General features: G+C 35.5%; 25 protein-coding genes. 16 read left to right on the forward strand and 9 right to left on the reverse strand.

Features of this window, described 5'->3' with window-relative positions; translation table 11 throughout:
- Positions 1–56 precede the first annotated feature (56 nt).
- The 3 genes from ligA to G525_RS0113765 all read left to right on the forward strand — a co-directional run bounded on the left by ligA (position 57) and on the right by G525_RS0113765 (position 4,096).
- Positions 57–2,048 (forward strand): NAD-dependent DNA ligase LigA, encoded by a 1,992-nt coding sequence (gene ligA, locus G525_RS0113755; protein ID WP_027126688.1) that lies wholly within the window; start codon positions 57–59, stop codon positions 2,046–2,048.
- Positions 2,049–2,224: 176 nt separating this feature from the next.
- Positions 2,225–2,884, forward strand: a complete 660-nt coding sequence (locus G525_RS0113760) for a hypothetical protein (RefSeq protein WP_027126689.1) — start codon at positions 2,225–2,227, stop codon at positions 2,882–2,884.
- A 447-nt stretch (positions 2,885–3,331) separates the two neighbouring features.
- Positions 3,332–4,096 carry a hypothetical protein gene (locus tag G525_RS0113765; RefSeq protein WP_027126690.1) on the forward strand — a complete coding sequence of 255 codons (765 nt, stop codon included), beginning with the start codon at positions 3,332–3,334 and terminating at the stop codon, positions 4,094–4,096.
- On the opposite strand, the gene G525_RS0113770 is transcribed toward G525_RS0113765, so the two are convergent.
- Both G525_RS0113770 and G525_RS0113775 read right to left on the reverse strand, forming a co-directional pair.
- Positions 4,093–5,004, reverse strand: a complete 912-nt coding sequence (locus tag G525_RS0113770) for a bifunctional metallophosphatase/5'-nucleotidase (protein WP_027126691.1) — start codon at positions 5,002–5,004, stop codon at positions 4,093–4,095. The two genes, G525_RS0113765 and G525_RS0113770, sit on opposite strands and share 4 nt — an antisense overlap.
- A gap of 38 nt (positions 5,005–5,042) precedes the next feature.
- Positions 5,043–5,801, reverse strand: coding sequence for a 5'-nucleotidase C-terminal domain-containing protein (locus tag G525_RS0113775; RefSeq protein ID WP_027126692.1), 759 nt, complete (start codon positions 5,799–5,801; stop codon positions 5,043–5,045).
- Positions 5,802–5,868: 67 nt separating this feature from the next.
- Here G525_RS0113775 and G525_RS0113780 point away from each other — a divergent pair, with 67 nt between their 5' ends.
- The 13 genes from G525_RS0113780 (at position 5,869) to G525_RS0113840 (ending at position 18,519) form a co-directional block, all read left to right on the forward strand.
- Complete coding sequence (locus G525_RS0113780; RefSeq protein ID WP_027126693.1) at positions 5,869–6,387, forward strand: DUF6913 domain-containing protein; 519 nt, start codon at positions 5,869–5,871, stop codon at positions 6,385–6,387.
- A complete protein-coding gene (gene dapA / locus G525_RS0113785) occupies positions 6,387–7,265 on the forward strand; it encodes a 4-hydroxy-tetrahydrodipicolinate synthase (protein ID WP_027126694.1) in 879 nt (292 codons plus the stop codon). Before G525_RS0113780 ends, dapA begins: the two co-directional genes overlap by 1 nt.
- Before the next feature lie 212 nt (positions 7,266–7,477).
- On the forward strand, positions 7,478–8,293 hold the full coding sequence (locus tag G525_RS0113790; protein ID WP_027126695.1) for an outer membrane protein assembly factor BamD: 816 nt from the start codon (positions 7,478–7,480) through the stop codon (positions 8,291–8,293).
- Between the two features lie 13 nt (positions 8,294–8,306).
- Positions 8,307–8,639 carry a DNA-directed RNA polymerase subunit omega gene (locus G525_RS0113795; protein ID WP_027126696.1) on the forward strand — a complete coding sequence of 111 codons (333 nt, stop codon included), beginning with the start codon at positions 8,307–8,309 and terminating at the stop codon, positions 8,637–8,639.
- 5 nt (positions 8,640–8,644) lie between these two features.
- On the forward strand, positions 8,645–9,856 hold the full coding sequence (gene coaBC / locus G525_RS0113800) for a bifunctional phosphopantothenoylcysteine decarboxylase/phosphopantothenate--cysteine ligase CoaBC (RefSeq protein WP_027126697.1): 1,212 nt from the start codon (positions 8,645–8,647) through the stop codon (positions 9,854–9,856).
- On the forward strand, positions 9,849–10,736 hold the full coding sequence (gene porD, locus G525_RS0113805) for a type IX secretion system protein PorD (protein WP_027126698.1): 888 nt from the start codon (positions 9,849–9,851) through the stop codon (positions 10,734–10,736). Before coaBC ends, porD begins: the two co-directional genes overlap by 8 nt.
- A 76-nt stretch (positions 10,737–10,812) precedes the next feature.
- Positions 10,813–12,465 carry a DNA repair protein RecN gene (recN, locus tag G525_RS0113810; protein ID WP_027126699.1) on the forward strand — a complete coding sequence of 551 codons (1,653 nt, stop codon included), beginning with the start codon at positions 10,813–10,815 and terminating at the stop codon, positions 12,463–12,465.
- 236 nt (positions 12,466–12,701) lie between these two features.
- Positions 12,702–13,517: an enoyl-ACP reductase FabI gene (locus tag G525_RS0113815; RefSeq protein WP_027126700.1), complete on the forward strand. Its 816-nt coding sequence runs from the start codon at positions 12,702–12,704 to the stop codon at positions 13,515–13,517.
- Positions 13,518–13,599: 82 nt separating this feature from the next.
- Positions 13,600–14,610, forward strand: a complete 1,011-nt coding sequence (locus tag G525_RS0113820) for a glycosyltransferase family 2 protein (RefSeq protein WP_027126701.1) — start codon at positions 13,600–13,602, stop codon at positions 14,608–14,610.
- Positions 14,600–15,568: a YbbR-like domain-containing protein gene (locus G525_RS0113825; RefSeq protein ID WP_051209949.1), complete on the forward strand. Its 969-nt coding sequence runs from the start codon at positions 14,600–14,602 to the stop codon at positions 15,566–15,568. Before G525_RS0113820 ends, G525_RS0113825 begins: the two co-directional genes overlap by 11 nt.
- 3 nt (positions 15,569–15,571) lie before the next feature.
- Entirely contained in the window at positions 15,572–16,165 is a 594-nt protein-coding gene (coaE, locus tag G525_RS0113830; RefSeq protein WP_027126703.1) for a dephospho-CoA kinase, read from the forward strand.
- A gap of 68 nt (positions 16,166–16,233) precedes the next feature.
- Positions 16,234–17,805, forward strand: a complete 1,572-nt coding sequence (locus G525_RS0113835; RefSeq protein ID WP_027126704.1) for a sensor histidine kinase — start codon at positions 16,234–16,236, stop codon at positions 17,803–17,805.
- Positions 17,806–17,808: 3 nt separating this feature from the next.
- Positions 17,809–18,519: a response regulator transcription factor gene (locus tag G525_RS0113840; RefSeq protein ID WP_027126705.1), complete on the forward strand. Its 711-nt coding sequence runs from the start codon at positions 17,809–17,811 to the stop codon at positions 18,517–18,519.
- Between the two features lie 70 nt (positions 18,520–18,589).
- On the opposite strand, the gene G525_RS0113845 is transcribed toward G525_RS0113840, so the two are convergent.
- From G525_RS0113845 to G525_RS0113875, 7 genes are all read right to left on the reverse strand, one after another.
- Positions 18,590–18,781 (reverse strand): cold-shock protein, encoded by a 192-nt coding sequence (locus G525_RS0113845; protein ID WP_027126706.1) that lies wholly within the window; start codon positions 18,779–18,781, stop codon positions 18,590–18,592.
- 112 nt (positions 18,782–18,893) lie between these two features.
- A complete protein-coding gene (miaA, locus tag G525_RS0113850; protein ID WP_027126707.1) occupies positions 18,894–19,802 on the reverse strand; it encodes a tRNA (adenosine(37)-N6)-dimethylallyltransferase MiaA in 909 nt (302 codons plus the stop codon).
- Positions 19,803–19,829: 27 nt separating this feature from the next.
- Positions 19,830–20,693, reverse strand: a complete 864-nt coding sequence (locus G525_RS0113855; protein ID WP_027126708.1) for an ion transporter — start codon at positions 20,691–20,693, stop codon at positions 19,830–19,832.
- A 25-nt stretch (positions 20,694–20,718) separates the two neighbouring features.
- Positions 20,719–22,677, reverse strand: a complete 1,959-nt coding sequence (locus G525_RS0113860; protein WP_027126709.1) for a DUF3857 domain-containing protein — start codon at positions 22,675–22,677, stop codon at positions 20,719–20,721.
- On the reverse strand, positions 22,677–24,035 hold the full coding sequence (locus G525_RS0113865; protein ID WP_027126710.1) for an exonuclease domain-containing protein: 1,359 nt from the start codon (positions 24,033–24,035) through the stop codon (positions 22,677–22,679). The genes G525_RS0113860 and G525_RS0113865 overlap by 1 nt, the downstream gene beginning before the upstream one ends.
- A 59-nt stretch (positions 24,036–24,094) precedes the next feature.
- Positions 24,095–24,760: a YggS family pyridoxal phosphate-dependent enzyme gene (locus tag G525_RS0113870; RefSeq protein WP_027126711.1), complete on the reverse strand. Its 666-nt coding sequence runs from the start codon at positions 24,758–24,760 to the stop codon at positions 24,095–24,097.
- A 64-nt stretch (positions 24,761–24,824) separates the two neighbouring features.
- Positions 24,825–26,063, reverse strand: coding sequence for a DUF1015 domain-containing protein (locus G525_RS0113875; RefSeq protein WP_027126712.1), 1,239 nt, complete (start codon positions 26,061–26,063; stop codon positions 24,825–24,827).
- Between the last annotated feature and the right edge of the window lie 12 nt (positions 26,064–26,075).

The following is a 26,075-nucleotide window of genomic DNA, read 5'->3' on the forward strand; positions in this document are numbered from 1 at the left end:
ATATTAGATGCCTTAAAGATAAAGGAAAAAAGGCAACTTACGCACCAATTAATTCAATGGATATTCTAAAGCATATTTTAAAACTCAGAGAAGAACTCAATCAGCACAATTATAATTATTATGTTCTTGATCAACCTAGCATTAGCGACTATGATTTTGATATTAAATTGAAGGAATTGCAGGCATTGGAAGATCAGCATCCTGAATTTGCCGATGAACATTCACCAACCAAACGTGTAGGTGGTGCTATCACCAAGAATTTTGAAACAGTGGCGCATGAGCATCGCATGTATTCTTTAGACAACTCTTATTCTAAGGAAGATTTATTGGATTGGGAAGCCCGTGTCAAAAAAGTGATTGATGGCAAGGTTCAATTTGTATGCGAATTAAAATATGATGGGGCGTCCATCAGTTTGACCTATGAAAACGGAAGCTTACTTAAAGCTGTTACTCGAGGCGATGGCGTGCAAGGTGATGATGTGACCGCCAATATCAAAACGATCCGTTCAATACCCTTAAGTTTAAAAGGAGATTATCCACCAAAATTTGATATTAGAGGAGAGATTGTTTTGCCTTTTGAAGGTTTCAATAAAATGAACGAAGAGCGCATTGAAATAGGAGAGGAGCCTTATCGAAATCCGAGAAATACAGCGTCGGGTAGTTTAAAACTTCAGGACAGCGCTGAGGTTGCAAAGCGGCCTTTGGAGTGTTTGCTTTATAATATTACTGGAAATAACTTAAACATAAGTACCCAATTTGAAAGTTTAGAAAAGGCACGCGCGTGGGGATTTAAAGTGCCCAAGGCAGCATCCTTGGTGAATTCTACAGAAGAGGTTCTGGAATTTGTTGACTATTGGAATATCCACAGACATGATTTGCCTTATGAAACCGATGGCGTGGTGGTTAAGATAAATGATTTGCACCAGCAGGAAGAATTGGGCTATACTTCAAAATCGCCTCGTTGGGCGATTGCCTATAAGTTCAAGGCAGAACGCGTTTTTACGCGATTAAATAAAATCACGTATCAGGTGGGGCGAACAGGAGCAATAACGCCCGTGGCTAATTTAGAGCCCGTGGAGTTGGCAGGAACTACGGTTAAGCGTGCTTCCTTGCATAATGCAGACCAAATTGAGAAATTGGATATAAGGGAAGGCGATACCGTTTTTGTTGAAAAAGGAGGAGAGATCATTCCTAAAATAATTGCGGTTGATTTGAGTAAACGACCAGAAGATTCCCAACCAACACATTATATTGAACACTGCCCGGAGTGTGGAACAGAACTGGTGCGCGCAGAAGGTGAGGCCCAACATTATTGTCCAAATTATAATGGCTGTCAACCTCAAATTATTGGTCGTATTCAGCATTTCATTTCTAGAAAGGCAATGGATATTGAAGGTTTGGGAGGTGAAACGGTGGCTTTATTGGTAAAAGAAAATTTAATCAGGGATTATTCTGACCTATACACACTTACAAAAGAACAAGTTCTTCCTTTGGAGCGGATGGCCGAAAAAAGTGCAGATAATTTAATCAATGGAATTGAAGCTTCCAAACAAGTGCCTTTTGAAAGGGTTTTATTTGCTCTGGGCATTAGGTATGTAGGCGAAACTGTTGCAAAGAAGCTAGCTAAACATTACAAGAGTATTGAGAATTTGGCTGAGGCCACCTTGATTGATTTGGTTACCGTTGATGAGATTGGAATACGAATTGCTGAGAGTGTGGTAGATTTTTTCAATTCAGAGCAAAATCAAGAAATTGTGGATCGTTTGAAAAGTTTTGGAGTGCAGTTGGAAATTTCTGCTGAAAAATTGGCTAATCAAACTAATAAACTGGCAGGACAGGCGTTTGTAGTTTCAGGTGTTTTTGAATCGGTTTCCAGAGATGAATTGAAAAAGATGATTGAAGACAATGGCGGAAAGGTGTCAAGTTCCATATCTTCAAAAACGAGCTACGTAATAGCAGGAGATAATATGGGCCCAAGCAAAAGAACCAAAGCAGAAACATTGCAAATTCCCATAATTTCAGAATATGAATTTAAAGATTTTTTGTAGCTTTATTCTTTCAATTTATGCTGTTTAATCGATTAAGTGCGTATATGCTCGTTAAATTGTGAATATTATTTATATTTGTCGAAGTAGTAGAATTGTTTTGTATGTTATTTAGGAAAGTATTGATTAGCGTTTTGATTACTCTGTCGGTGCTGTTTCTGAGCTTCCAAATTTTTACGATGGAGGTTGAAGCAGCGGGAATTAGGGCTTTACTCATAGTGCTTTTAACAATCTTATATTATACTTCAGTTCAAAAGAAACAGTTTTTTTTCCTCACATTTTTGATCACTTTTAGTATTGCTGAAGTTCTAAATTTTATTGGCTGGCTTGTACCTATAATTCCCAATAATAATGTTGATATAATGTATTATGTTGCAAATTCATTATATATTATTTCTTATACACTTTTGGTTGCACAAATTTTAAGTGCCATGCATTTTAAGGAGATTATTAAGAAATTTCCTTTACATATTCTTGTTTTAATTATTTTAGATGTTTTTTGTGTAATGGTAGTGACCAATACGGCCATTAGTAGACTGAATTATCATGAATATTATATGGAGATGGTCTATAATGCCGTTATTATGATCTTGCTGACCGTAGCAGTTATTAATTATATCAATAAGGATGATAAGAAAGCGATCAATTTATTGATCGGATCCATATTTATATTTTTTTCGGAAGTCATTCAGCTTGCCTATTTTTACATCTCAGATATCAATTTACTGAATGTTATGTGTTCGTTTTTTCTAGTGCTTGCTTTTGTGTTTTTCTACCTACAATCCAAGCTTAAGTATGAGCCTCAGGAAGCATTCTCAAATTCTGATCTTAGGATTTAAGTGATCTTTTTGCCAGTTTACCTTTGGTATACCACCAACTAATCAGGTCATTCATGGTGAAGTTGCTGTTCTATAAATTATTTCAAATAAATTGAGAGAGGTCTAAGCTTGAAGGAAATCAGTGCGATAGTTTTTAAAACATACCGCGTGAATTTATAGGTGTTTCTTTTAGAGATATTTTATCCTATTAGATGAATAAAATCATTTTCTCTATCCAAATGCAGTGAATTAGTGTGGGTGTTGTTAGACACTGAAATACTACAATTTTGTTGATGCAATATGAACTAATTTATATTTCAATGGTGGAAATTAATTTTTGGGATAGAGAAGTCGCTCAAAATTTAAAAATGACTTTATCTTTAACAATATAATCGATGAAGTGCTTAAAAATATCGTTTAAATTCGAATTTTTTATTATATTTGTCTACCTACTTATACTGATCTACCATGAAAAAATGGCATGCCTTTTTGCCCAATTGGGGAATATCACTATTCTTAATTCTCCTTATCGTGCTCAATCTTGTTTCTTCGTTTTTCGAACTTTCAATTTTGGTGAAAACCATAACTCTATTGATTGTTCCCATCCTCTTCCTCATATATTTTTTTAAACAGAAAGCTTTGGCCAATGTTTTTTTTACCATTCTAATCTTTGCGTTTATGGGGATTGTCTTTAGTGCTTTTGATGGATTGGAGCTATTTTCGAAATTTTCGGAATCAAGTTTTTTGGGTGCCTATGTTTTACTTGTATTTGTTCTAATTGGCAAGTTAAAAGACATTAGGTTTGAAGGTGTCGTGTCTTGGTATTTACTGTTTATTTTTCTAGTCAACGCCTACCTCATGTACGTTATGTTTTCTTCCGTACAAGATAGTTTTAAGGACAGTGTAATTTTTACCTTGACGATAAGTAAGGGCATAGCGTTATTAATTATGGGACTGTTGGCATTTGCTATTTATCTGAGTCAGGAATCTGAACAGTCTATACTTTTCCTAACCTTAGTTTGTTGTTTCGTGTTTTCTGACGTTTTGAACTTTATTACCACAATGCATATTGATTTTTGGGCTTTTGCAGCCTTTCATAAAATTCTTCAGTCCATTGGACTTTTACTTTTTGTGATGTACGTTTATAATTACCATCAACAGGTTAAAATAGGGGTTAAACCCAACAAATCAAATGCAGTAGCTTCCACAAATCAAGTTACTGTGCAATCTTAAACCAAGATAGATACACCTTCGGCAGACTTGTTTTTATTACTATCAAAATAGAAATCTATTTTGCCAAGATTAATTCCAAAGCAGCCTACCTGATTCACCAATACATTTTGGTCAACACTATTTTTTACTATGGTAGGTTTAGGAAGAAAGGTGTGGGTATGTCCGCCAATTATCAAGTCTATGTCCTTAGTAAGTTTTGCTAACGACATATCGCTAGGTTTTTCAGTATTATTACGGTAATTATATCCCAAATGAGATAAGCAGATCACCAAATCACATTTTTCATCCTCTTTAAGGATTCTAGACATGTCCTGTGCAATTTCAATAGGGTTGAGATACACTGTTTCCTTATACATGTTTTTGTCAACCAAGCCTGATAACTGAATGCCCAATCCAAAAACGCCAATTTTAATTCCGTTTTTAATAAAAGTTTTATAAGGTTTGACGTGCGTGTCCATTATGGTGTTTGAGAAATCGTAGTTGGCACTTATAAAATCAAATTTTGCATGGGGCAATTGTGCATACAAGCCATCAAGACCATTGTCAAAATCATGATTTCCAATAGTTGCAGCATCGTATTTAAGCATACTCATCAATTTAAATTCCAATTCACCGCCGTAATAATTGAAATAGGGAGTGCCTTGAAAAATATCACCAGCATCCAATAACAGTGTGTTGGGACTTTTTGCCCTAATGCCTTCAATTAATGTTGCTCTTCTGGCAATTCCGCCTTGATTAGGATTTCTACCATCTTCTGGCCCAAATGGATCGATATGGCTATGAACATCGTTGGTATGCAATATCGTAATCTTTTTTGGACTGCTTGAAAAAGATTGGAGACCAAATCCTCCCAATCCTACCAAAGCAGAAGCGGCTGTTGTTTGTTGAATAAATTCTCTTCTTTTCATCATAATTTCAAAAAAATTTCATCTTTCAGAAAGCACATTTAATCATTTAATTGTATGAATCGATCGTCAATTACAGGGTTAATAGTGTCCGTTTTCATAAAATAGTCGATTAGGGCATTTCTAATTTTATAATCTAGCACAATCACTTCTTCGCTGCCTTTAAAAAAATCCATCCCATCTCCGCCGTTGATGAGGTAGTCATTGGTGGCAACATAGTAAGTTTTGATGAAATCAATTGGAATTTGATTCAATGAGCTTTTAATTATCTGACCATCTTTATTTAATACTATTTTTAATTTTGAAATGGGATGGGCGCGTTTGGCCTTTGCTAAATACTCTAAAAGTTCCTTAACGTTAGCTCCGGGTAATTTTGAAACTACAATAGAATTCTCAAAGGGCATCAGTTCAAAAGCAGTTCTTTTGGAAATTGGACCTTTTGAAATAATGGATCTAATGCCACCATGATTCATCAAAACGAAGTCAATATGAGATCCGGTTCTTTTAAAAAATACGGGGTCAGCCTCTTCATAAATCACATCAGCCATCAAATTGCCAATGGCCGTATTTAAATCGCCGTCAGATTTTGAATAGGTGTCTACTGAATATCCCAAAATACTATCCAAATCCTTATTGATATTTTCTCTGTAAGGCTTTATAAAACTCTCAATATTCGCTTGAGATTGTAAACTGTCATTGATGTTTACATTTTGACCTTCAATTTTGAAAACATCTGTTGGCGATTTACAGGACATGCTTAAAAACAGCCCTAAAAGAAGAAAAATATTTTTAAAATTCATTGAATAACTTCTATAATGTTAATAGATAAATGTATTGTGTTTACTACCTTTGCCAAAACAAAAGTAAATGATTTTGCACGCATTTAAGGAGAAATCCAATCAAAAATTCATTAACAAATTGCTAAATTCTAAAAACGCTGTAATCCGCAGTAAAAAATTAGAATCTGTTGGAGTGGTCATTGATGCGAGTGAGTTTTCAGATGCGGAAGCTATTAAGAATTTTTTTCATGACTTAGGCATTCAATTGCCCAAGGTTAAAATTATTGTTTTTGTTGAGGATGAAAAGAAAACCGAACGGTTGTGGGGCAATTATTTTAGCAAAAAAGATTTTGGATGGCGAGGACACATAAAGCACGCCGAATTAAAAACTTTTTTGGATACCGAATTTGATGCGCTTGTAGGTTTTTTTAAAAAAGATGCCCTAGAGTTAAAAATGGTCACCGCTGCCTCTAAAGCAAATTTCAAAATCGGTCTTTCGGGAGTAGATGACCGGTTGTTCGATTTTATATTGGATGTCAATACCCAAGATTTTGATGTTTTTAAAGCTGAACTAAAAAAATACTTAACGATCTTAAATAAAATATAATGACAAAATTTCTTGGAACAGGTGTGGCGCTGATCACACCGTTCAAAACTGATTTGAGTATAGATCATAGCGCTCTTGCCAATATTGTTAATTTCAATATTGACAACGGTACAGAGTATTTGGTCATTTGTGGAACCACCGCAGAGAGTGTTACGCTCAATAAACAGGAAAAGAAAGACGTCATTGCTACCATATCAAAAGCGAATAATGGAAGGCTTCCTTTGGTATTAGGGATTGGAGGTAATAACACTGCAGAAGTTATTGAAGAGATCAAAGCTACTGATTTGTCAAATATTGACGCGATTTTATCAGTTTCTCCCTATTATACCAAGCCAACCCAAGAGGGCATTTATCAGCACTTCAAAGCAATTTCAGAAGTGTCGCCAAAACCTATCATTCTATATAATGTACCAGGTCGGACCGCTGTAAATATGATCCCTACAACAACCTTACGTCTGGCGAACGATTTCGAAAATATCATTGGAGTGAAAGAAGCTGGAAATAACGTCGGTCAATATTTACAATTACTAAAACATAAACCTAAAAACTTTTTAATTATTTCAGGAGATGATGATTTGGCTTTAGGCATCGTTTTAGCAGGAGGAGCAGGGGTTATTTCTGTATTGGGACAAGCAGTGCCTAAAGATTTCTCAAATATGATTCGTCTTGGGTTAGAAGGCAAGTCTAAGGAAGCCTATAAATTACATTTTAAATTAATGGATGTGACTGCTCAGATTTTTGAGGAAAACAATCCTGCAGGAATTAAAGCGGTCTTTGAGGCGCTTGGTTTGACACAGGCTACCGTAAGGATGCCGTTGGTTGTGGCATCAAATGCTTTAAAGGAGAAAATCAAAAAAAGTGTAGCACAACTCAATTAATAATAAAAAACGTTAAATTTTACTTAAACGTCCGCTCAGCCTAAATTCAACACTTATTTTAGCTTAAAATATTTTGTTTTATAATACGTTATAAATGTGTACTTTTGCATTCTGTTTAAAAATGACGAAGTGCCATTAAAACATAACTTTAACCTATGACCATATTTAATCAGGCATTCCGTTTAAACAGTGTAAAGAAGAATAATTCTTGGATGAAAAACATTTGTTATACATTATTACTTACTTTAATGCTGTCCTCTTGTAGTGAATATCAGAAGGCTTTAAAATCAGAAGATGTTGCTACTAAATTTAAAATGGGCACAGAACTCTATGATGCAGGTAAATACAGCAAAGCTAATAAATTGTTTGCACAAATAGCACCACAATATAGAGGGAAACCTCAAGCGGAAAAACTGATGTTCATGTATTCCAATTCATTTTATGAAATGAAGGATTATTACTTGGCGGGTTATCAGTTTGAGCGTTTTGAAAGTCAATATCCTAAAAGTGAAAAAGCAGAGGAAGCTTTGTTTCTAGGAGCGAAAAGTTTTTATATGCTATCTCCTGTTTACAGTAAGGAGCAAAAGGAAACCGTGACTGCCATTGAAAAACTTCAGATGTTTATCAACAAGTATCCCGATTCGCAATACTTACCTGAGGCAAATCAGTTAATTAAGGAATTGGATTATAAATTGGAGAAAAAGGCTTTTGAAATAGCGAAGCTGTATAATAAGATTGCCAATTTTGAGTCTGAAGATTACGAGGCTTCCATGAAAGCTTTTGATAATTTCCTATTGGATTATCCAGGAACAACGTTTAGGGAAGAAGCTATGTATTACCGATTTGACTCAGCTTACAAATTAGGAATCAACAGTATTGAGTATAAGCGCGAAGACCGTGTGAAAACGGCTATTAAATATTTCAATTCGTTTCAAAAGGCATATCCAGACTCTCAATTTATGGATGAGGCCGCAAAAATGAATGCTGAATTGCAAGCTGCAGTTCAAACCTATAGTTTAAAAAGTTAATTATAAATAAATGATGGATTTAAAAAAGACTAATGCTCCCGTAAGTTCTATAACTTACAACCGTAATGAAATTGATGCGCCTACAGGAAACATCTATGAGGCCATCTCTGTTATAGCAAGAAGAGCGGAACAGATCAATACAGATATCCGCAGAGAACTTGTTGATAAACTTGAAGAATTTGCTACGTTTAATGATAGTCTTGAAGAGATTTTTGAAAACAAAGAGCAGATTGAAGTTTCTAAATTTTATGAAAAACTACCAAAACCTCACGCGCTTGCGGTACAGGAATGGTTAAACGATAAAATTTATTTTAGAAATACTGAAGATGATATTAACGAAGCATAATTAGGATGTCTATTTTAAGCGGCAAAAACATACTTGTAGGCGTTACTGCTGGTATTGCAGCTTATAAAACGGCAGGCCTTGTTAGGTTATTCATAAAAGCAGGTGCTCACGTAAAGGTCGTGATGACACCTGCTTCCAAAGACTTCATTACACCTTTAACGCTTTCTACCTTATCTAAAAATCCTGTAAATTCTTCATTTTTCGATGAAGATGAAGAGGATGCCGAATGGAATAACCATGTAGAGCTCGGGCTATGGGCAGATATTTTTATCATCGCTCCTGCAACCGCAAATACTATGGCAAAAATGTCCCATGGTGTTTGTGATAATTTGTTGATGGCTACATACCTCTCTGCTAAATGCCCTGTTTATTTTGCCCCTGCCATGGATTTGGATATGTATAAGCATCCAAGTACCATGAAATCCTTAAAAATTTTAAAAGGCTACGGCAACACCATTATTCCTGCAACTAGTGGTGAATTGGCCAGTGGTTTAATTGGTGAAGGCAGAATGGCGGAACCGGAAGATATTATTGCTTTCATTGAAAATGACATATTGAACCAATTGCCGCTAAAAGGTAAGAAAGTACTCATTACGGCGGGCCCAACCTATGAGGCCATTGATCCGGTTCGTTTTATTGGAAATCATTCCAGCGGCAAAATGGGATTCGAAATTGCCAGAGCAGCTGCCAATCTTGGTGCTGAAGTGATTTTGATTTCCGGGCCTACTCATGAAACGGTATCAAACAGTCGTATAAATCGAATTAATGTGATCAGTGCTTCACAAATGTATGAGGAAGTTCATCGTTATTTTGAAGCTGCGGACATCGCTATTCTTTCCGCAGCGGTTGCTGATTATAGACCCAAAAACGTATCAGAAACTAAAATTAAAAAGAAGGACACCGCATTCTCTATTGAATTAGAGAAAACAACGGATATATTGGCTTCTCTAGGCGCGATTAAGAAAAAACAGTTTTTGGTGGGATTTGCCTTGGAAACTAATGACGAATTGGAGAATGCGACGGGAAAATTAAAAGCAAAGAATTTAAATTTAATTGTCTTAAATTCGTTAAATGACAAAGGGGCGGGGTTTGGAGGTTCTACTAATAAGGTTACTTTTATAACTGAAGAACAAGACATCCTTGAGCAAGATTTGAAATCCAAGCGGGAAGTAGCGGTTGATTTAATGAATCAAATTATAAAACAAATCCATGCGTAAACTTATTTTTGTAGTGTTTTTAATTTGTACGACTGTTGGGTTCTCGCAAGAACTGAATTGTAACGTAGTGGTTAACGCACAGCAAACTGGGAATGAAAACGTACAGGTTTTTAAGACCCTAGAGCGTCAACTCACAGAATTCATAAATAATACCCAATGGACCAATAAAATATATAAGCCTCAAGAACGTATAGATTGCAGTATGGTTATTATTATCAATGACTACAGTAATGATATTTTTCAGGGTACTATTCAAGTGCAATCATCCCGTCCAGTATTTAATTCCACCTACAGTACACCGGTCTACAATTTTAATGACAAACATTTCACATTTAAATATCTTGAGTTTCAAAATTTAGTCCATAACCCTAACCAGTTTGAATCCAATTTGGTATCTGTTTTAGCGTATCATGTTTTTATGATTTTGGGAATAGATGCTGATACCTTTGAATTGCATGGTGGTGATCCCTTTTTTAAAGAAGCCCAAACCATTACCAATTATTCCCAACAAGGCAACTTTAAAGGTTGGAAACTGGAAGATGGGCAACAATCACGTTTTGTGCTTATAGATAATATGTTGTCTCCAACATTCAAAGAGTTTAGAACGGTGATGTATGATTACCATCGCAACGGCCTGGATGTCATGGCGGATAATGAAAAGGAAGGCAAGAAGGCTATCGCCAAGGTTTTTGACGACCTAAAAGTGATGAACAACAGGCGCCCAAATTCTTTTTTAATGCGTGTATTTTTTGATGCCAAAGCCGACGAAATCCTAGATGTTTTTAGTGGTGGACCAAAGATGAATGTTACAGATATTAAAGATGTCCTTAACAGGGTTGCTCCAACTTATGCTTCCAAATGGCGTGAGATTAACTTTTAAGAAATTGAAGTTGGATCCTGGAAATTGTTGGGATTGCCTAACCTAGAACCTCATACCTCAAACCAAAACCGATAAAATGCTCACAGCACTTTCCATAAAAAATTACGCTTTAATTGACACGCTACAGGTTCAATTTAATAATGGTTTGACGATAATTACTGGAGAAACGGGAGCCGGTAAATCCATTCTTTTGGGAGGTTTGTCCCTGATACTCGGAAAAAGAGCTGATCTGAGCAGTGTTAAAAATCCTGCTGAAAAATGCGTTATCGAGGCCACATTTGATATTGCCAATTATAAGCTTAAAGGTCTTTTTAAAGCAGAAGATTTGGATTATGAACCTCAGACTATCATCCGAAGGGAGATTCTCCCATCAGGAAAATCAAGAGCGTTCGTTAATGATACGCCCGTAAACTTAGATAGTTTGCAAGTGTTGGGAGAGCGGCTTTTGGATATTCATTCACAACACCAAACCTTACAGTTGACCAACGATGATTTTCAGTTTCAGGTGATTGATGCCTTAGCTGAAAACGGTATTTTACTTGAAGAGTATACCCTTCAATTGAGGCAATTTAAAGCCTTAAAATCAGAATTGGGGAAACTTCAAGATCAAAAAACAGAAGCAGCGAAAGAGTTGGATTACAACTTGTTTTTGCTGAAAGAATTGGAAGACGCTAAATTGGTTTTAGGCGAGTTGGAATCTCTGGAAGAAGAATATGAAACCCTAAATAATATTGAAGAAATAAGTGAACGCTTGTCTACATCTCATGAATTATTGAACAATCAGGAAATTGGGGTCATGTTTCATTTAACGGAGGTTAAGAATCAGCTCTCTAAATTGGCCGATTTCTCTACCAATTACAAATCGGTTTTTGAAAGAGTATCCAGTAGCTTGATAGAATTGGATGATGTGTTTTCTGAAATTGAGGACCTTCAAGAAACGTTAGAAGCAGATCCTAACAGATTAAACGTGGTCAATTCGAAATTACAGATCTTACATAATTTAATTCAAAAACATAGCGCAGCTGATGTTGCTGAATTGATTGCCATTAGAGATGCGTTGAGGGAAAAAGTTTCAATTACTGAAAATTTGGATAGTGTTATCGCAGAAAAACAAGCAGAGGTATCCTTAATCGAAAAGAATCTTGGTGGTGTTGCCTTAAAAATTAGTGAGAAAAGGAAAAAAGCCATTCCTGGATTAACCCAGCAGTTGGAAAAATTATTGGTAACATTAGGAATGCCAAATGCAAGGTTTAATGTGGAGTTATCATTATCCGCTGTTTTTTTGACCAATGGGAAAGATGAATTGAAATTTCTGTTTTCAGCAAATAAGGGAGGCCAATTTAACGAATTGAAAAAAGCGGCTTCAGGTGGTGAGTTATCTCGAATTATGTTGGCCATAAAATCCATTCTTACCAACTATACGCAATTGCCAACCATTATGTTTGATGAGATAGATACCGGGGTCTCAGGAGAAATCTCAAACAAGATGGCAACTATCATGCAACAAATGAGTAAGACCATGCAGGTTTTTACCATTACCCATTTACCACAAATTGCAGCAAAAGGCGATACGCATTTTAAAGTGTTTAAGGAGGATGTTAATGACATGACCCAAACTCAATTAAAACGATTGAATCCTGATGAGCGCATTGTTGAAATTGCTCAAATGTTAGGAGGAACCAACATGTCTGATTCAGCAATTGAGCATGCTAAACAATTACTGAATTAATTTATTAAGCTTTTAAATGCCTATTGGAGTTTACTTTTTATAACAATAGTGAGTGTTGTAGAGTACGAACCATTTGATAATGATCCTTGGCGTGATTAGTTATGTAAGCGTTAATTGTTTTGGCACAAGTGAGCATAGGATTGAAGATTTAGAAATTAAAACTGAGCAATAAGTTTAAAGTTTTATTAACTTTGAACTCTATATCGTTTAGCAATAAACAAAAAACAATCAAAAACATGGCATACAACTTATTAAAAGGAAAACGAGGAATTATTTTTGGAGCTTTGGATGAAAACTCAATTGCTTGGAAAACTGCCGAACGTGTTCACGAAGAAGGCGGTACATTTGTATTGACCAATGCGCCAATAGCAATGCGTATGGGACAAATTGACCAATTGGCCAAAAAGACGGGATCTCAAATCATTCCTGCTGATGCAACTTCTATTGAAGATTTAGAAAAATTGGTAGCCCAAGCAACTGAAATTCTTGGAGGTAAACTAGATTTTGTACTCCATTCCATTGGGATGTCTATTAACGTAAGAAAAGGCAAGCATTATACAGATCAAAATTATGACTGGACCCAAAAAGGAACAGATGTATCGGCAATGTCTTTTCATAAAGTCATGCAAACTCTCTATAAGGCGGATGCGATGAACGAATGGGGAAGCATTGTTGCATTGACTTATATGGCAGCACAACGGGTGTTTCCAGACTATAATGACATGGCAGACAATAAGGCTTATTTAGAAAGTATTGCGCGTAGTTTTGGGTATTTCTTCGGAAAAGATAAAAAAGTACGAGTAAACACCATTTCACAGTCGCCAACACCTACAACTGCGGGTCAAGGTGTTAAAGGATTTGATGGTTTTATAGCCTATGCCGATAAAATGTCACCATTAGGAAATGCCACGGCATTGGATTGCGCCAATTATACCGTTACCTTGTTTAGTGATCTTACTAAACGTGTCACACTTCAAAACCTCTTTAATGACGGAGGGTTTAGTAATATGGGTGTTAGTAATGATGTTATGGAGGCTTTCACGAGAGAATAAAACTTTTATAATTAAATATTTAGTTGTATCAAAGGCCACCAAGCGGTGGCTTTTGTGTTTTGAATCGTTACCTTTGTTCTTTATGGAGCCATTGCATTTTTCATTTATAATTCCCGTTTATAATAGACCAGAAGAGATTCGTGAGCTTTTGGAGAGTTTTACAAAACTCCAAGGCAATTTTGACTATACGGTATGTATTGTTGAAGATGGTTCTTCAATTTCTTCAGAATCAGTTATTGCAGATTTCGCCAATCAATTGCATATTTCGTATCATGTAAAGGAGAATTCGGGACCTGGGGATTCTAGAAACTACGGGATGGCAAGGGCAAAGGGGAATTACTTTATAATTCTAGATTCTGATGTTCTATTGCCTAATGATTATTTGCAAGTAGTCAGCAAAAAATTATCTGATACCTACACCGATTGTTTTGGTGGGCCTGATGCGGCACATACCTCTTTTTCTAAACTGCAAAAAGCCATCAATTTTGCGATGACCTCTTTCATTACCACAGGAGGAATAAGAGGAGGGAAGGATTCTGAGAAGTTTCAGCCCCGTAGTTTTAATATGGGGCTTTCCAAAAAAGCGTTTGAAGCTTCTGGTGGGTTTGGAACCATTCATCCTGGTGAAGACCCTGACCTCTCATTACGACTTATTAATTTAGGTTTTAAGAGTCAACTTATAAAGAACGCCTATGTCTATCATAAAAGACGCATCTCATGGTCAAAATTTTTTCAGCAGGTTTATAAATTTGGTTTAGTCAGACCAATTTTGAACACTTGGCATCCAAAATCTGAACGCCTTATTTTTTGGCTACCATCATTGTTCATCGTCGGATTTCTTCTAAGTCTTGTCTTGTTTGTGTTTCATATTAATTGGTTATTGTACCTTTATATGCTATACATGGCAGTTGCTTTTGTGATGGCCTTTTTCAGTTCAAAAAATCTCATTATCGCTATTTTAGCCGTCATGGCAATATTTGTTCAGTTTTTCGGTTACGGATATGGCTTCTTAAAATCAACGATGGCCATTAAAATTTTAAAAGAAGATCCTCAGGTGAAATTTCCAAAATTATTTTTTAAGCATGTTCAATAAATTAAAATCGAAACTCGCTAAATCAATAAAAAGTAGAAAACTAAATGTTTTTGGGCTTTTTTTTCTGCTGTCATTCTTGTTTTTGGCATTGACTAAGCTTTCAAAAAGTTATACGGAAACTATAGCATTTCAAATAGTATATAAAAATGTTCCAGAGCAGCACCACGTGGACATTGACAGTTCAAGAAGAGTGAACATCACGGTAAATGCTTACGGATTTAATTTGTTGCGATATTCATTTTATAAACCCACTCTACAAATTGATTTTAACACTGATGTGGTATTGAAAGACCAAACTTATATTTGGAATGCTCAGCAAAACGCGCCCAAAATAAGTTCAAAATTTAAAAATTCAGTGGATATTATTTCTATCCAACCGGATACCTTAAAATTTCAGTATCAATCATTGGCTGTAAAAAAAGTACCAGTTCGAGCAGATTTGTCCATACAATTTGCTTCAGGCTATGATATGTCCAAAAAAGTTATGGCAAAGCCAGATTCTATTAAAATTATAGGTTCTGAAAAATGGGTTTCAAAAATTGATTATGTCGCAACAAAAAAAATGGAACTAAAAAATGTGAACGCCACTATTGATAAGTCGATAGAGATTGAAACGGATGAGGTTCTTAAGCATGTCAAATTATCAAATAAAAGTGTTCAGATCAAGGGGCATGTTGAAAAGTTTACGGAGGGCACATTTAATGTTCCTGTAACCATCATCAACTTACCAGCGGACACGAACATTAATTATTTTCCTAAAACCATCCCAGTAGCCTATGCCGTCAGTCTTAATAATTATAAGATGATTAAATCTACAGATTTTAGAATTGAATGTGATTTTAAGGATATTGGTAACACAGAAAAAACGTTTTTGATTCCCAAATTGACAAAAATTCCTGAGATGGTTAAAAGTGCGCGTTTAAAACAAAACAAGGTTGAATTTATTTTGATGCAATAATCAATGAAAATAGTGGGGTTAACAGGTGGGATTGGGAGTGGTAAAACTACAGTTGCCAAAATGTTTCAGGAGCTTGGCGTTCCTTTATATATAGCCGATGATAGGGCAAAGGTATTGATGAACACATCAGAGGCCATCCAAAGAAAACTCACCGCATTGTTTGGCGAGGAAGCGTATATGGACGGACAGCTCAATAGGCCGTTTTTAGCTTCCCAAATTTTTGAAAATGCTGATCTTTTAAAGAAAATGAACGCCATTGTCCATCCAGAAGTTGGCGCTGATTTTAAACTTTGGATGAAAAAGCAACATTCAGCTTATGTGTTGAAAGAAGCAGCGATTATTTTTGAAAACAAGATGGCTTCTGAATACGATTTTATCATTACCGTAGTGGCAGATTTGGACCTCCGGATAGCACGTGTTGTGAATAGAGACAATTCTAACAAAGAAAAAGTGATGGCCATTGTTAAAAATCAATTAACGGATAAGGAGAAAGCAGACCAATCAGATTTTGTGATTATAAGTCACGATTTGGAAGAAACAAAAGCTCAAGTATTGAAAATTCATCAACAGCTCTCTGAATTAATTGACAAAAATTAAACTTTATTTTGTGTTAATGTAAGGTTAAAGCAAGTTCGTCCTAAATGTTAAAATGTTAAATTTGACTGATGGGCAGAAAGCTATTCATTTTATTGGTTGTTCTGATGAGTTTGTCGCTCATAGGAATAATTTTCGTGCAGATATATTTTATTGACAACTCCTTAAACAATGAAGAGAAACAGTTTACATTAAACGTTAAGCGTGCTTTAACCAATGTTTCTAGGATTGTTGAAGATAGAGAGTTTAAGTTGTATAGTAATAAATATCAGGAAATGCTAAACAGTGGCAAAAATCCTGACACTTCCAATATTAAGGGAATTTTATTGTATAGTTATGATGACGTATCCAATGAAACGACCATCTATCAAAATGGAATCCTAGAAGAAAGCTTTAAAGTGCCATCATTGTTCTTTGACATTGGAGGTTTGGATAGTTTAAACGTTAGCAGGGTCACGAACCAAAAAGAGATCAAGGTTTTTAAAAAAAACACTTTCGAAAACAATATTAATATTGCTCCGGAAAGAACGGTCATGGAATACCGTAAAATGGACGAGATTGAAAAGAAATTGTTCGAGATTAGTTATCGAGACTTATTCAATAATTACCCAATTTACAAAAGAGTAACAACAGCTGATATCGCTGGATTGTTAAAGAGGCAATTGGGTGAAAATGGAATTGATATTGCCAATGAATTTGCTATTTATGACAAAGATCTGGCCACTAAAGTACAATCTAGCAATTTTGAACTAGACCCATCTACTTTAGGTGTTCCGATGTTTTTGGATAATAATAATGAAAGCAATTTTCGATTGTATGTCAATTTTCCCGAGCGTAGGAAGTTTTTATGGTCATCCATTTTAACTATGACGGTATTGTCCATAATTTTTACGATAATTATCATTTTAGCCTATACAAATGCGATTTATCAAATTATTAAGCAGCGACAGATATCTCAGATCAAGACGGATTTCATCAATAATATGACACATGAATTCAAGACACCTATAGCCACTATCAATTTGGCATTGGATGCCATGAAAAATCCAAAAATGATTGATGATAAAGAGAAGACCGCGCGGTATTTGAAAATGATTAAGGATGAGAACAAGCGCATGCACGCTCAAGTAGAAAATGTCTTACGCATATCTAAACTAGAAAGAAACGAACTCAATATTAGTAAGGACAGGGTGAAGTTGCACGACTTAATTGAAGATGCAGTGATGCATGTTGAATTAATAGTAGAAGATAGGCAGGGTTACGTTAAAATGCATTTGAATGCTGAAAAATCGTCTATATTGGCGAATGACACACACTTTACCAATGTCTTGGTCAACATTTTGGACAATGCCATAAAGTATTCTGATGAAGCACCAAAAATTGATGTCACTACTGAAAATGTAGGAAACAATATCATATTAAAAATTACCGATCATGGTAATGGGATGTCAAAACAGGTTCAAAAGAAAGTTTTTGAAAAGTTTTATAGAGAACATACAGGAAATGTACACAACATTAAAGGTCATGGATTAGGATTAGCCTATGTTAAACAAATGGTTGAAGACCACCAAGGACATGTTTCTGTTGAAAGTGAAAAAGGAAAAGGTAGCACTTTTATAATTAAACTACCATTAATATCATAAATTATGGAAGAACAAAACAAAAAGATTTTATTAGTAGAAGATGATCCAAATTTTGGAACCGTCCTAAAGGATTACCTGAATATGAACGACTATGATGTGGTTCATGCAAAGAATGGAATGGAAGGTTTTGAAAAATTTAAAAAAGACGATTATGACTTATGTATTTTAGACGTCATGATGCCTTATAAAGATGGATTTACCTTAGCCAAGGAAATTAGAGAGAAAAATAGTGAAGTTCCTATTATTTTCTTGACCGCAAAAGCAATGAAAGAAGATGTCCTTAAAGGATATAAGGTAGGAGCAGATGATTATTTGAACAAACCTTTTGACAGTGAAGTACTGTTAATGAAAATTAAGGCGATCATTCAACGTAAAGCCACTGATACTGTTGCAGATAGTAAGCAATTTGAATTTAAGATTGGAGGTTTTGATTTAAACTCTAAATTGAGATTTTTAAAGTATAAAGATGAAGAAACCGTTAAGCTTTCTCCTAAGGAAAATGAATTGTTGCGCTTGTTGGCACTACACGAAAATGACTTGATGCCTCGAGAATTGGCTTTGACGAAAATATGGAGAGATGATAACTATTTCACCTCTAGAAGTATGGACGTATATATCGCCAAACTGAGAAAGTATTTAAAACCTGATGAAAATGTTGAGATATTGAACATTCATGGTGAAGGTTTTAGATTGGTCATCAATCAGAAGGACTAATACCAAAGATAAAAGCAAAAAAAAAGCCTATCATAATAGATAGGCTTTTTCTTTTAAAAAATTGAAGCGATTATATAACTCTTACGTTTACTGCGTTCAAACCTTTTTTTCCTTCTGTTAAATCAAATTCTACAGCATCACCTTCACGAACTTCGTCGATTAATCCAGAGATGTGTACAAAGTGTTCTTTGTTGTTGTCGTCTTCAGTGATGAAACCAAAACCTTTAGCGTCATTGAAGAATTTTACGGTACCTTTATTCATAATAATATTAATGTTAATTAAGCGGCAAAGGTAAAATTAATTAATTGAAAAACAGGGCTTTTGATTTTTTATTTTAAATTATAAAAAAACTGATGGAGGTTTAATAAAAATGTTAACTCATTTCGCCCTTAATGGATTCTAATATTTCTTTCAAAGAGGTCTGGTAATCAAACCAGATTACGGCGTCATTTTTTTTGAACCAAGTCAGCTGTCTTTTGGCGTATCTTCTAGAGTTTTTTTTGATTTCAGAAACTGCAAAATCCAAAGTCCATTCGTCATCCAAAAATTTAAATAATTCACTGTAACCAACCGTATTAAGTGCGTTTAAGTGCTGTAAATGTTGTAGTTTTTTTGCTTCGTCCAGTAAGCCCTCAGCCATCATTTGGTCCACCCGTTTGTTAATGCGTTCATAAATAGTGGCTCTCTCAGCAGTTAAGCCAATCGTAATGGTCTTAAATTTTCTCTTGGCTTTGTCTTTATTTATAAATGAAGAATAGGGTTTGCCACTCCCAATACAAATTTCTAGTGCTCTAATCATCCGATGCGGGTTATCTAATGCTATGCTCTCATAGGTTTGCGGATCTAAAGACTTGAGTTTGATTTGTAGAGGTTCAATGCCATGCAGAGCAAATTCCTCATTAAGAGTTGCTCTAATGGACGGATTTACTTGAGGGAAATCGTCCAAGCCTTTCGTTAGGGCATCAATATAGAGTCCTGAGCCGCCTACCATCACCACTTCGCTGTGGGTTTCAAAAAGATCGTACAACCTGCTCAATGCTTCCTGTTCGAATGCGCCCACATTGTAATTTTCCAAAACCGATTTGTGATGGATAAAATGATGAGTTGCCGCACTAAGTTCTTTGGTTGTTGGTGCAGCAGTCCCAAGTTGCATTTCTCTATAAAATTGTCTTGAATCAGCTGATATGACCTCCGTTTTAAAATGTTGCGCAATGGCAATACTCAAAGACGTTTTTCCAATAGCCGTAGGGCCAATAATACTTATGAGATAATTGTGATTCAAGTTAAAGAAGTTTATTAAAGAGAATGGTTATTCGTATTCACGCAATAAATGACCGCAGCTGTAGCAGTATTTAGCACCGTCCTTATGCCTTTCGACAGAACAGTTTGGGCAAGCCTCAGTATTTAAATCCACTGCGGTAGGAGATGGAGGATTAGAAACTTTATCCCTGTTTTGCGAAACGTATTCTGCAGAAACAATTCCTGTTGGTACGGCAATTATCCCGTAACCCAAAATCATAATAAATGAGGCTATGAATTGTCCAAGCGGTGTCACAGGGGTGATATCTCCAAAACCAACCGTTGTTAATGTCACAATGCACCAATACACGCTTACTGGGATGCTCGTAAATCCAGAGGCTTCTCCTTCTACGAGATACATTAGGGTACCAAAAATGATGCTCACAATAAATACTGCAAACAAAAACACGGCAATTTTTGCTCTACTTGCTTTTAAGGAATTGGCCAGCATATTGGATGCTCCGAGATATCTTGCCAATTTTAAAATCCTAAAAACCCTTAAAAGTCGTAACGCGCGAAGTGCAATAAATACTTGCGTACCAACAAATATTAACGATATATATTTTGGAATGGTGGATAGAAAATCGACGATGCCATAAAAACTAAAAATATATTTAAAAGGCTTTTTTACGGCAATTATCCTTAAAATATATTCTATACTGAAGATTATGGTAATAACCCATTCAGCAATATCCAAAAAATTATGATAGCGAACATCAAATTCTTTAATGCTTTCCAACATGACAAAAACAATACTTGCAATAATTGCAAAAAGAAGGATAACATCAAACAGTTTTCCTTCTGGGGTATCGGCTTCATAAATAATTTCATGAAGTTTTACTCTCCAATTTTTCTTTGGACTTTTATTGTGCATAAGTTCAAAAGTACTAAAAGATTGGTTATTTTTTCTTTAATACAACTAATGAATTTTTTTGGATATCCAATACCTTGTCAATATAGACTTTTAATGTTCCGTAGTAAATAGGATCATAGAGAGGCTCTGTAAAGTTCAACTTGAAATACACGACTAATTTTTCATCAAGAACAGTCGATGTCAAAATCAGATCACCACCATTATTAGGCAATTTACGATTTAATTGCTTTGGCATTTCTACCACCTCATAATTACCTCCTAAATCTATTTGAACACTATAGAGGTAGGATTGTTTGTAACCAAAATCAATGGGATAAGTTCTTTGTTGTAATTTAAACGGATTATGGTCGAAGAATTTATAAATAAAAGGGTTTATATATATGAGCTCATTATTGGTATTGTTGTCGTTGATCTCAACATGAAAGGTTTCATTGAATTCTTCTGAGTTCTTTTCTTGTGTGATAATGTCGTGCGCACTCACCGTGATTTCTGATTGATGGTCTGCAATTTGATCAATATACATGCTCTGATTTTTGAAATACGTTTTTTTTCTATCGAGCGCATTATATCCTAAATATTTAGCCTTGACATTTCCGCTGACCATCTCGTCATTTACTTTTAAATCCACCCGATACTGAATGCTTGAAGACGGCTTCGCATCAATTGAAATCCAGTCGCTGCCATTTTTAAAATCCAATAACCGTCCGTACTGATTTAAGCATCTAAACGGTAATTGTCCAAAACTTAAATAAGGATCTGTGGCGTCTAACAAATAGGTTTCGCCATCAATTGTTGCCTGAACAATAAGGTAATTGAAATCTGAAATGACAGGATATAAAGTGGTGATAAAGCCGTTATCTCGTGTTGAGAGCAGTACGGGCTTTACTTCAATATTGTTTTCTTCAAGAATGTTATGCAGTAGAATGTTGATTTCAGATACCTTACCGGATTTTGTCTTGATAAGGTTTTTTATAGAAACCTCATTAAATAGCTTATAGTCCCCATTCCAGACATAGTGGTCTTGAACATATTTATAAATATCCTTGGCAACGACCAAGGGGTTAATTTTGTCGGATAGCATACTTGTAACTTCATCTTTCAAGCCAGTGCTTTTTCGTAATTGAGTTCCAATATTTCCATCACTTTGTAATTCATTATCGGCATCTTTCCAGGTTTTTGTAATGTTGTCTATTGTGCCATCAAAACCTCTAAACACCTTAAGTTCATATTCCAACCGAGAAAGATAGTTAGACTTAGTCGTCATATACTCTTCGGCTACAAATGCCGGAATGTTTTTCATTATATAGGTTGTGTTGGCGCAGTCTGCCGAAGCTCCATTGAAGGCGCTCAAACAGTTCTTTACAATCTTGGAATCACTCGAGTCCAATTTTTGGGTGCCCACCAACTTAATATTATATTCATAATTACCCGGAATACTGGTATGGTATTCACTATATAATTTAGGTATTTCATCTTGGAAGTTCCACGGGTAGTATTTATATATATAAGGCGATTCTAATAGATAGCTATACGTAAAAACGGATCCTTCTTGAATATTGGGCAACGTAAATTTAATGATGGTATATTTATCATTATAGGCTTCTTCGAAGATATCTTCAGGTTTCAGATCTGTTTTAATAACCGTACCATTTTTAACATTGTAAGTGGTTGCAAAAATTTTTGTCACCTTTTCTTTACGCCTATTGTCTTTGTAGAGATATATTTTTTCTGTCGCACTTTCAAAGCCTTCTCTGTTCAATATTTTGATTTTCCGTTTAATTTCAGTTTTGAGGGTGTAGCTATCCTTGTCAATATAACTGTTACCATATTCATAGATAACCAAAGCATTTGCTGTGGAATCTGTTTCAAATGTTGTGGTTTCAATATCATTTCTGCCTACTATAAAAGAATCAGAATTGAAAGAAGATTGAGCAAAAGAGAGGGAGGTAAAGAGTAGGAAAGCGATAAGGGAGAGGTGTTTCATTAGCTGAGTGGTATCGTTTTGATCTGTTTGTTTTTTCTGAGATAATTTTGGATAATATGCTGAGTATCTCTAGTATCTTCCATAGGTGTTATAATAGACTCCAAAACTTTTTTATTGGTAATTTGAAAATTGAGATTATAGTAACCATAACCTTTAAAAACACCATTTTCTATGAGTAACACACTGCGCTCATCTAAGGCTCTGCCTTTATCGATAATCATCAGATCCTGATTGTTATAGCTGTTTTTAAATATCAATTCTTGGACTCTTAGATTATAATCGCTCGGGCTTTCTTCTTGAATACAGGCACCCTCACATTTATTAGTTTGATATTGAAAACACTTTGTTTTGTCGGAACCCAGTCCTACTAATTTTGGGCAGAGGTTGTAGGTCTCTACAGCACTAATTAGAAATTGCTTGCCATTTTGTTTATTGGAAAATGTAGTAATCGGTTTTTTTCTGCCATCTGCGTCATCAATCTTTAAATTGAGATAGCCGTGCTCATCTGTAAAACTATAAAGTGCATGAGTAAAAACACTCTGGCGCTTTGCTCTATTGAAAGAGGGCTTGTTCTGTTTTATTTCCGCACTCTCTTTTAAAAGCGCAACCAATTCGCTGCCTGTAGCTTCATAAGTTACAGCTGCAACCTTATTTTGTAATTTCTTTGACTTGGGATTTGTAAAATGCTGATTGACCCTGTTTCTTATATTCTTGCTCTTTCCGATGTATATAACTTTACCATAAGTGTCATGTAGGTAATACACTCCAGTGATAGACGGCAGCTCATCAATAATAGTTTTGAGATTAGTAGCCATTTTATACGTGGGCTCTGCTTTTACTGCATCCTGAATAATTGTTTTTTTTACATCTTTGGCCAACAGTAATTTAAAGAGTTTTACTGTGGCAATAGCATCTCCTGAAGCACGGTGTCTATCGCTTACAGGAATTCCTAAGGCTCTTGTCAATTTTCCTAAGCTATAAGATTCCTGTTCTGGCATTATTTCTTGGGATAGCTGAACCGTACACAATGTTTTGCGCTTAAATTCAAAACCCAATCTGCTAAACTCCGTACGTAGGATACGGTAATCAAATTCAGAATTATGAGCCACAATAATGCAGTCCTCAGTAATTTCGACAATACGCTTGGCAACCTCGTAAAATTTGGGGGCAGTGCGTAGCATTTTGCTGTTAATACCGGTCAAATTGACTACAAAGGGTTGGATTTCCCGTTCCGGATTGATAAGACTGATAAATTGATCAACAACCGTATGACCGTCAAATTTATAGATGGCGACTTCAGTAATGCCTTCCTCGTTAAATTTGCCACCAGTGGTTTCTATGTCTAATATTGCGTAAATAATGCGTGCTGTTTAGTGATTTGTTGTTCAGGTATGTTTTAAATTGTCGATAATAAATATTAGTAATTTCGCTCACCAAAGATACTACTTCCCACCCTAATCATGGTGCTCCCACAGTCAATTGCAATTTGGTAATCGCTACTCATGCCCATGCTTATAGTTTTTAATTGACAATCAGTTATTTTTAATTCTTTGAGCTCGTCAAAAATGGATTTTAATTTTTTGAACTCCTTTTCTATATGTTGTTGATTGTCCGTAAATGTAGCCATTCCCATGACACCTACAATACACACATTTTTAAGTTTTAAGGTATCCTCAGATTTCAAAATGTCTTGCGCGTCCGCTGAGGTCATGCCGAACTTAGAATCTTCTTCCGCAATTTTTATTTGAAGCAGACAGTTGATAACCCTATCATGCTTTTTCGCTTGTTTATCAATTTCTCTCATTATTTTAAAATTATCAACGCCATGGATTAGACTGACAAACTCGGCCATATATTTGACTTTATTCCGTTGGACATGTCCAATCATGTGCCACTCTATATCTTTGGGCATTTCTGCTTCCTTTTCAACCATGTCTTGGATCTTGTTTTCTCCAAAAACCCGTTGTCCGGCATTATAAGCTTCCATAATTTCGCTGACCGGTTTTGTTTTAGAAACAGCAACCAAAGTAACGCCTTCCGGCACTGTTGCCCTAATATCCTGAAGATTTTGTTGTATGCTCATATCATCTATGTTATTCAATTGTTTGTTCTTTGCCAGTAAGCCTGAACCACAAACAAATTCAGTTTTAAAATTCGTAAATAGTGACGCCACTTCTCAATTTCGGCTCTATAAATGTGCTCTTTGGAGGCATTTTAAATCCGTCATCTGAAATAGATTTTATTTCATCAATACGTACGGGAACCATGCCAAATCCAACCCTATACTCACCGCTATCTACGGCGGTTTTCATCGATACAATGTCCTTTTTTCCATTGATATAACCAATTCTTTCGTCGTTTCTTAAATCATGAATTCCTAAAATAGGCTCTAAAATGGTTTTAAACAGAACTTGGGCATCTAATGCATCTAAAGAGGTTTTTATAATATAAGCTGATTTCCGAAGGAAGAGCGAATAAAACTCGCCATCTAAATACATGCTGAAATGATGTAATTTTGTAGGAACGAAAGGCGTTTGGCCTCTGTTTTCAATTCGGTATAACATGTCCAATTGAATCAAAAACTCTTCTTTGGTCAACCCGTTCAAATCTTTAATGACCCGATTGAATTCATGAATTCGTAAATTAGATTCTGGAATGAGGAAACTCATAAAAAAGTTATAAGATTCAAAACCAGAGTTTTCATTGTGTTCAGCTTTTAAGTCTTTGTAAAGCAAATAGGACGATGCGGATCTGTGATGGCCGTCCGCAATATAAATTGTTTCCATCTGCTGGAACTCCTGTGTTATTTTTAGAATTTGATCGTCGTCTTCAACTTTCCATAGCAAATGGGTGTCTCGGTATGTCGTCGTAAACTCAAACTCTGCACGATCCTTTTGAACCCTATCAATAATTTCGGCAATCGCCTCATTATCTGGATAGGTGAGGAGTACAGGTTCTGCATTAAAGCCAACCGTCTTTAAATAGTCTTTGAAAATTACTTCTCTGTATTCAATAGTATCTTCGTGCTTTTTTATGACATTATTTTCATAATCTTCCGCACTGGCTGCCGCTACAATACCGTTAAAAACTTGCTCATCCCTATCTGTAATTTGATATATATAATAGCAAGGTTTGTCATCTTGTACAAAAATAGCATCTTCCTTGAATTCCAAATACCTGTTTCTGACTAGGTTGTAGCGCGCTTCCCCCGAGATTTGTTTGTCATATTTGTAACCAGGGTTTACAATATGTAAAAACGAAAACGGATTGTCCCGCAACCGTGATTCACGTTGCTCCAAAGTATAGCTTTGATAAGAACGCGCTGCTACCAGACTCACTTTATCGCGCGTTGGTCTTACTGCTTTGAATGGGATGATGTTGGCCATTTTTTTGGTTTT

The organism is Gelidibacter mesophilus DSM 14095 (assembly GCF_000423005.1).
GTDB classification, from domain to species: domain Bacteria; phylum Bacteroidota; class Bacteroidia; order Flavobacteriales; family Flavobacteriaceae; genus Gelidibacter; species Gelidibacter mesophilus.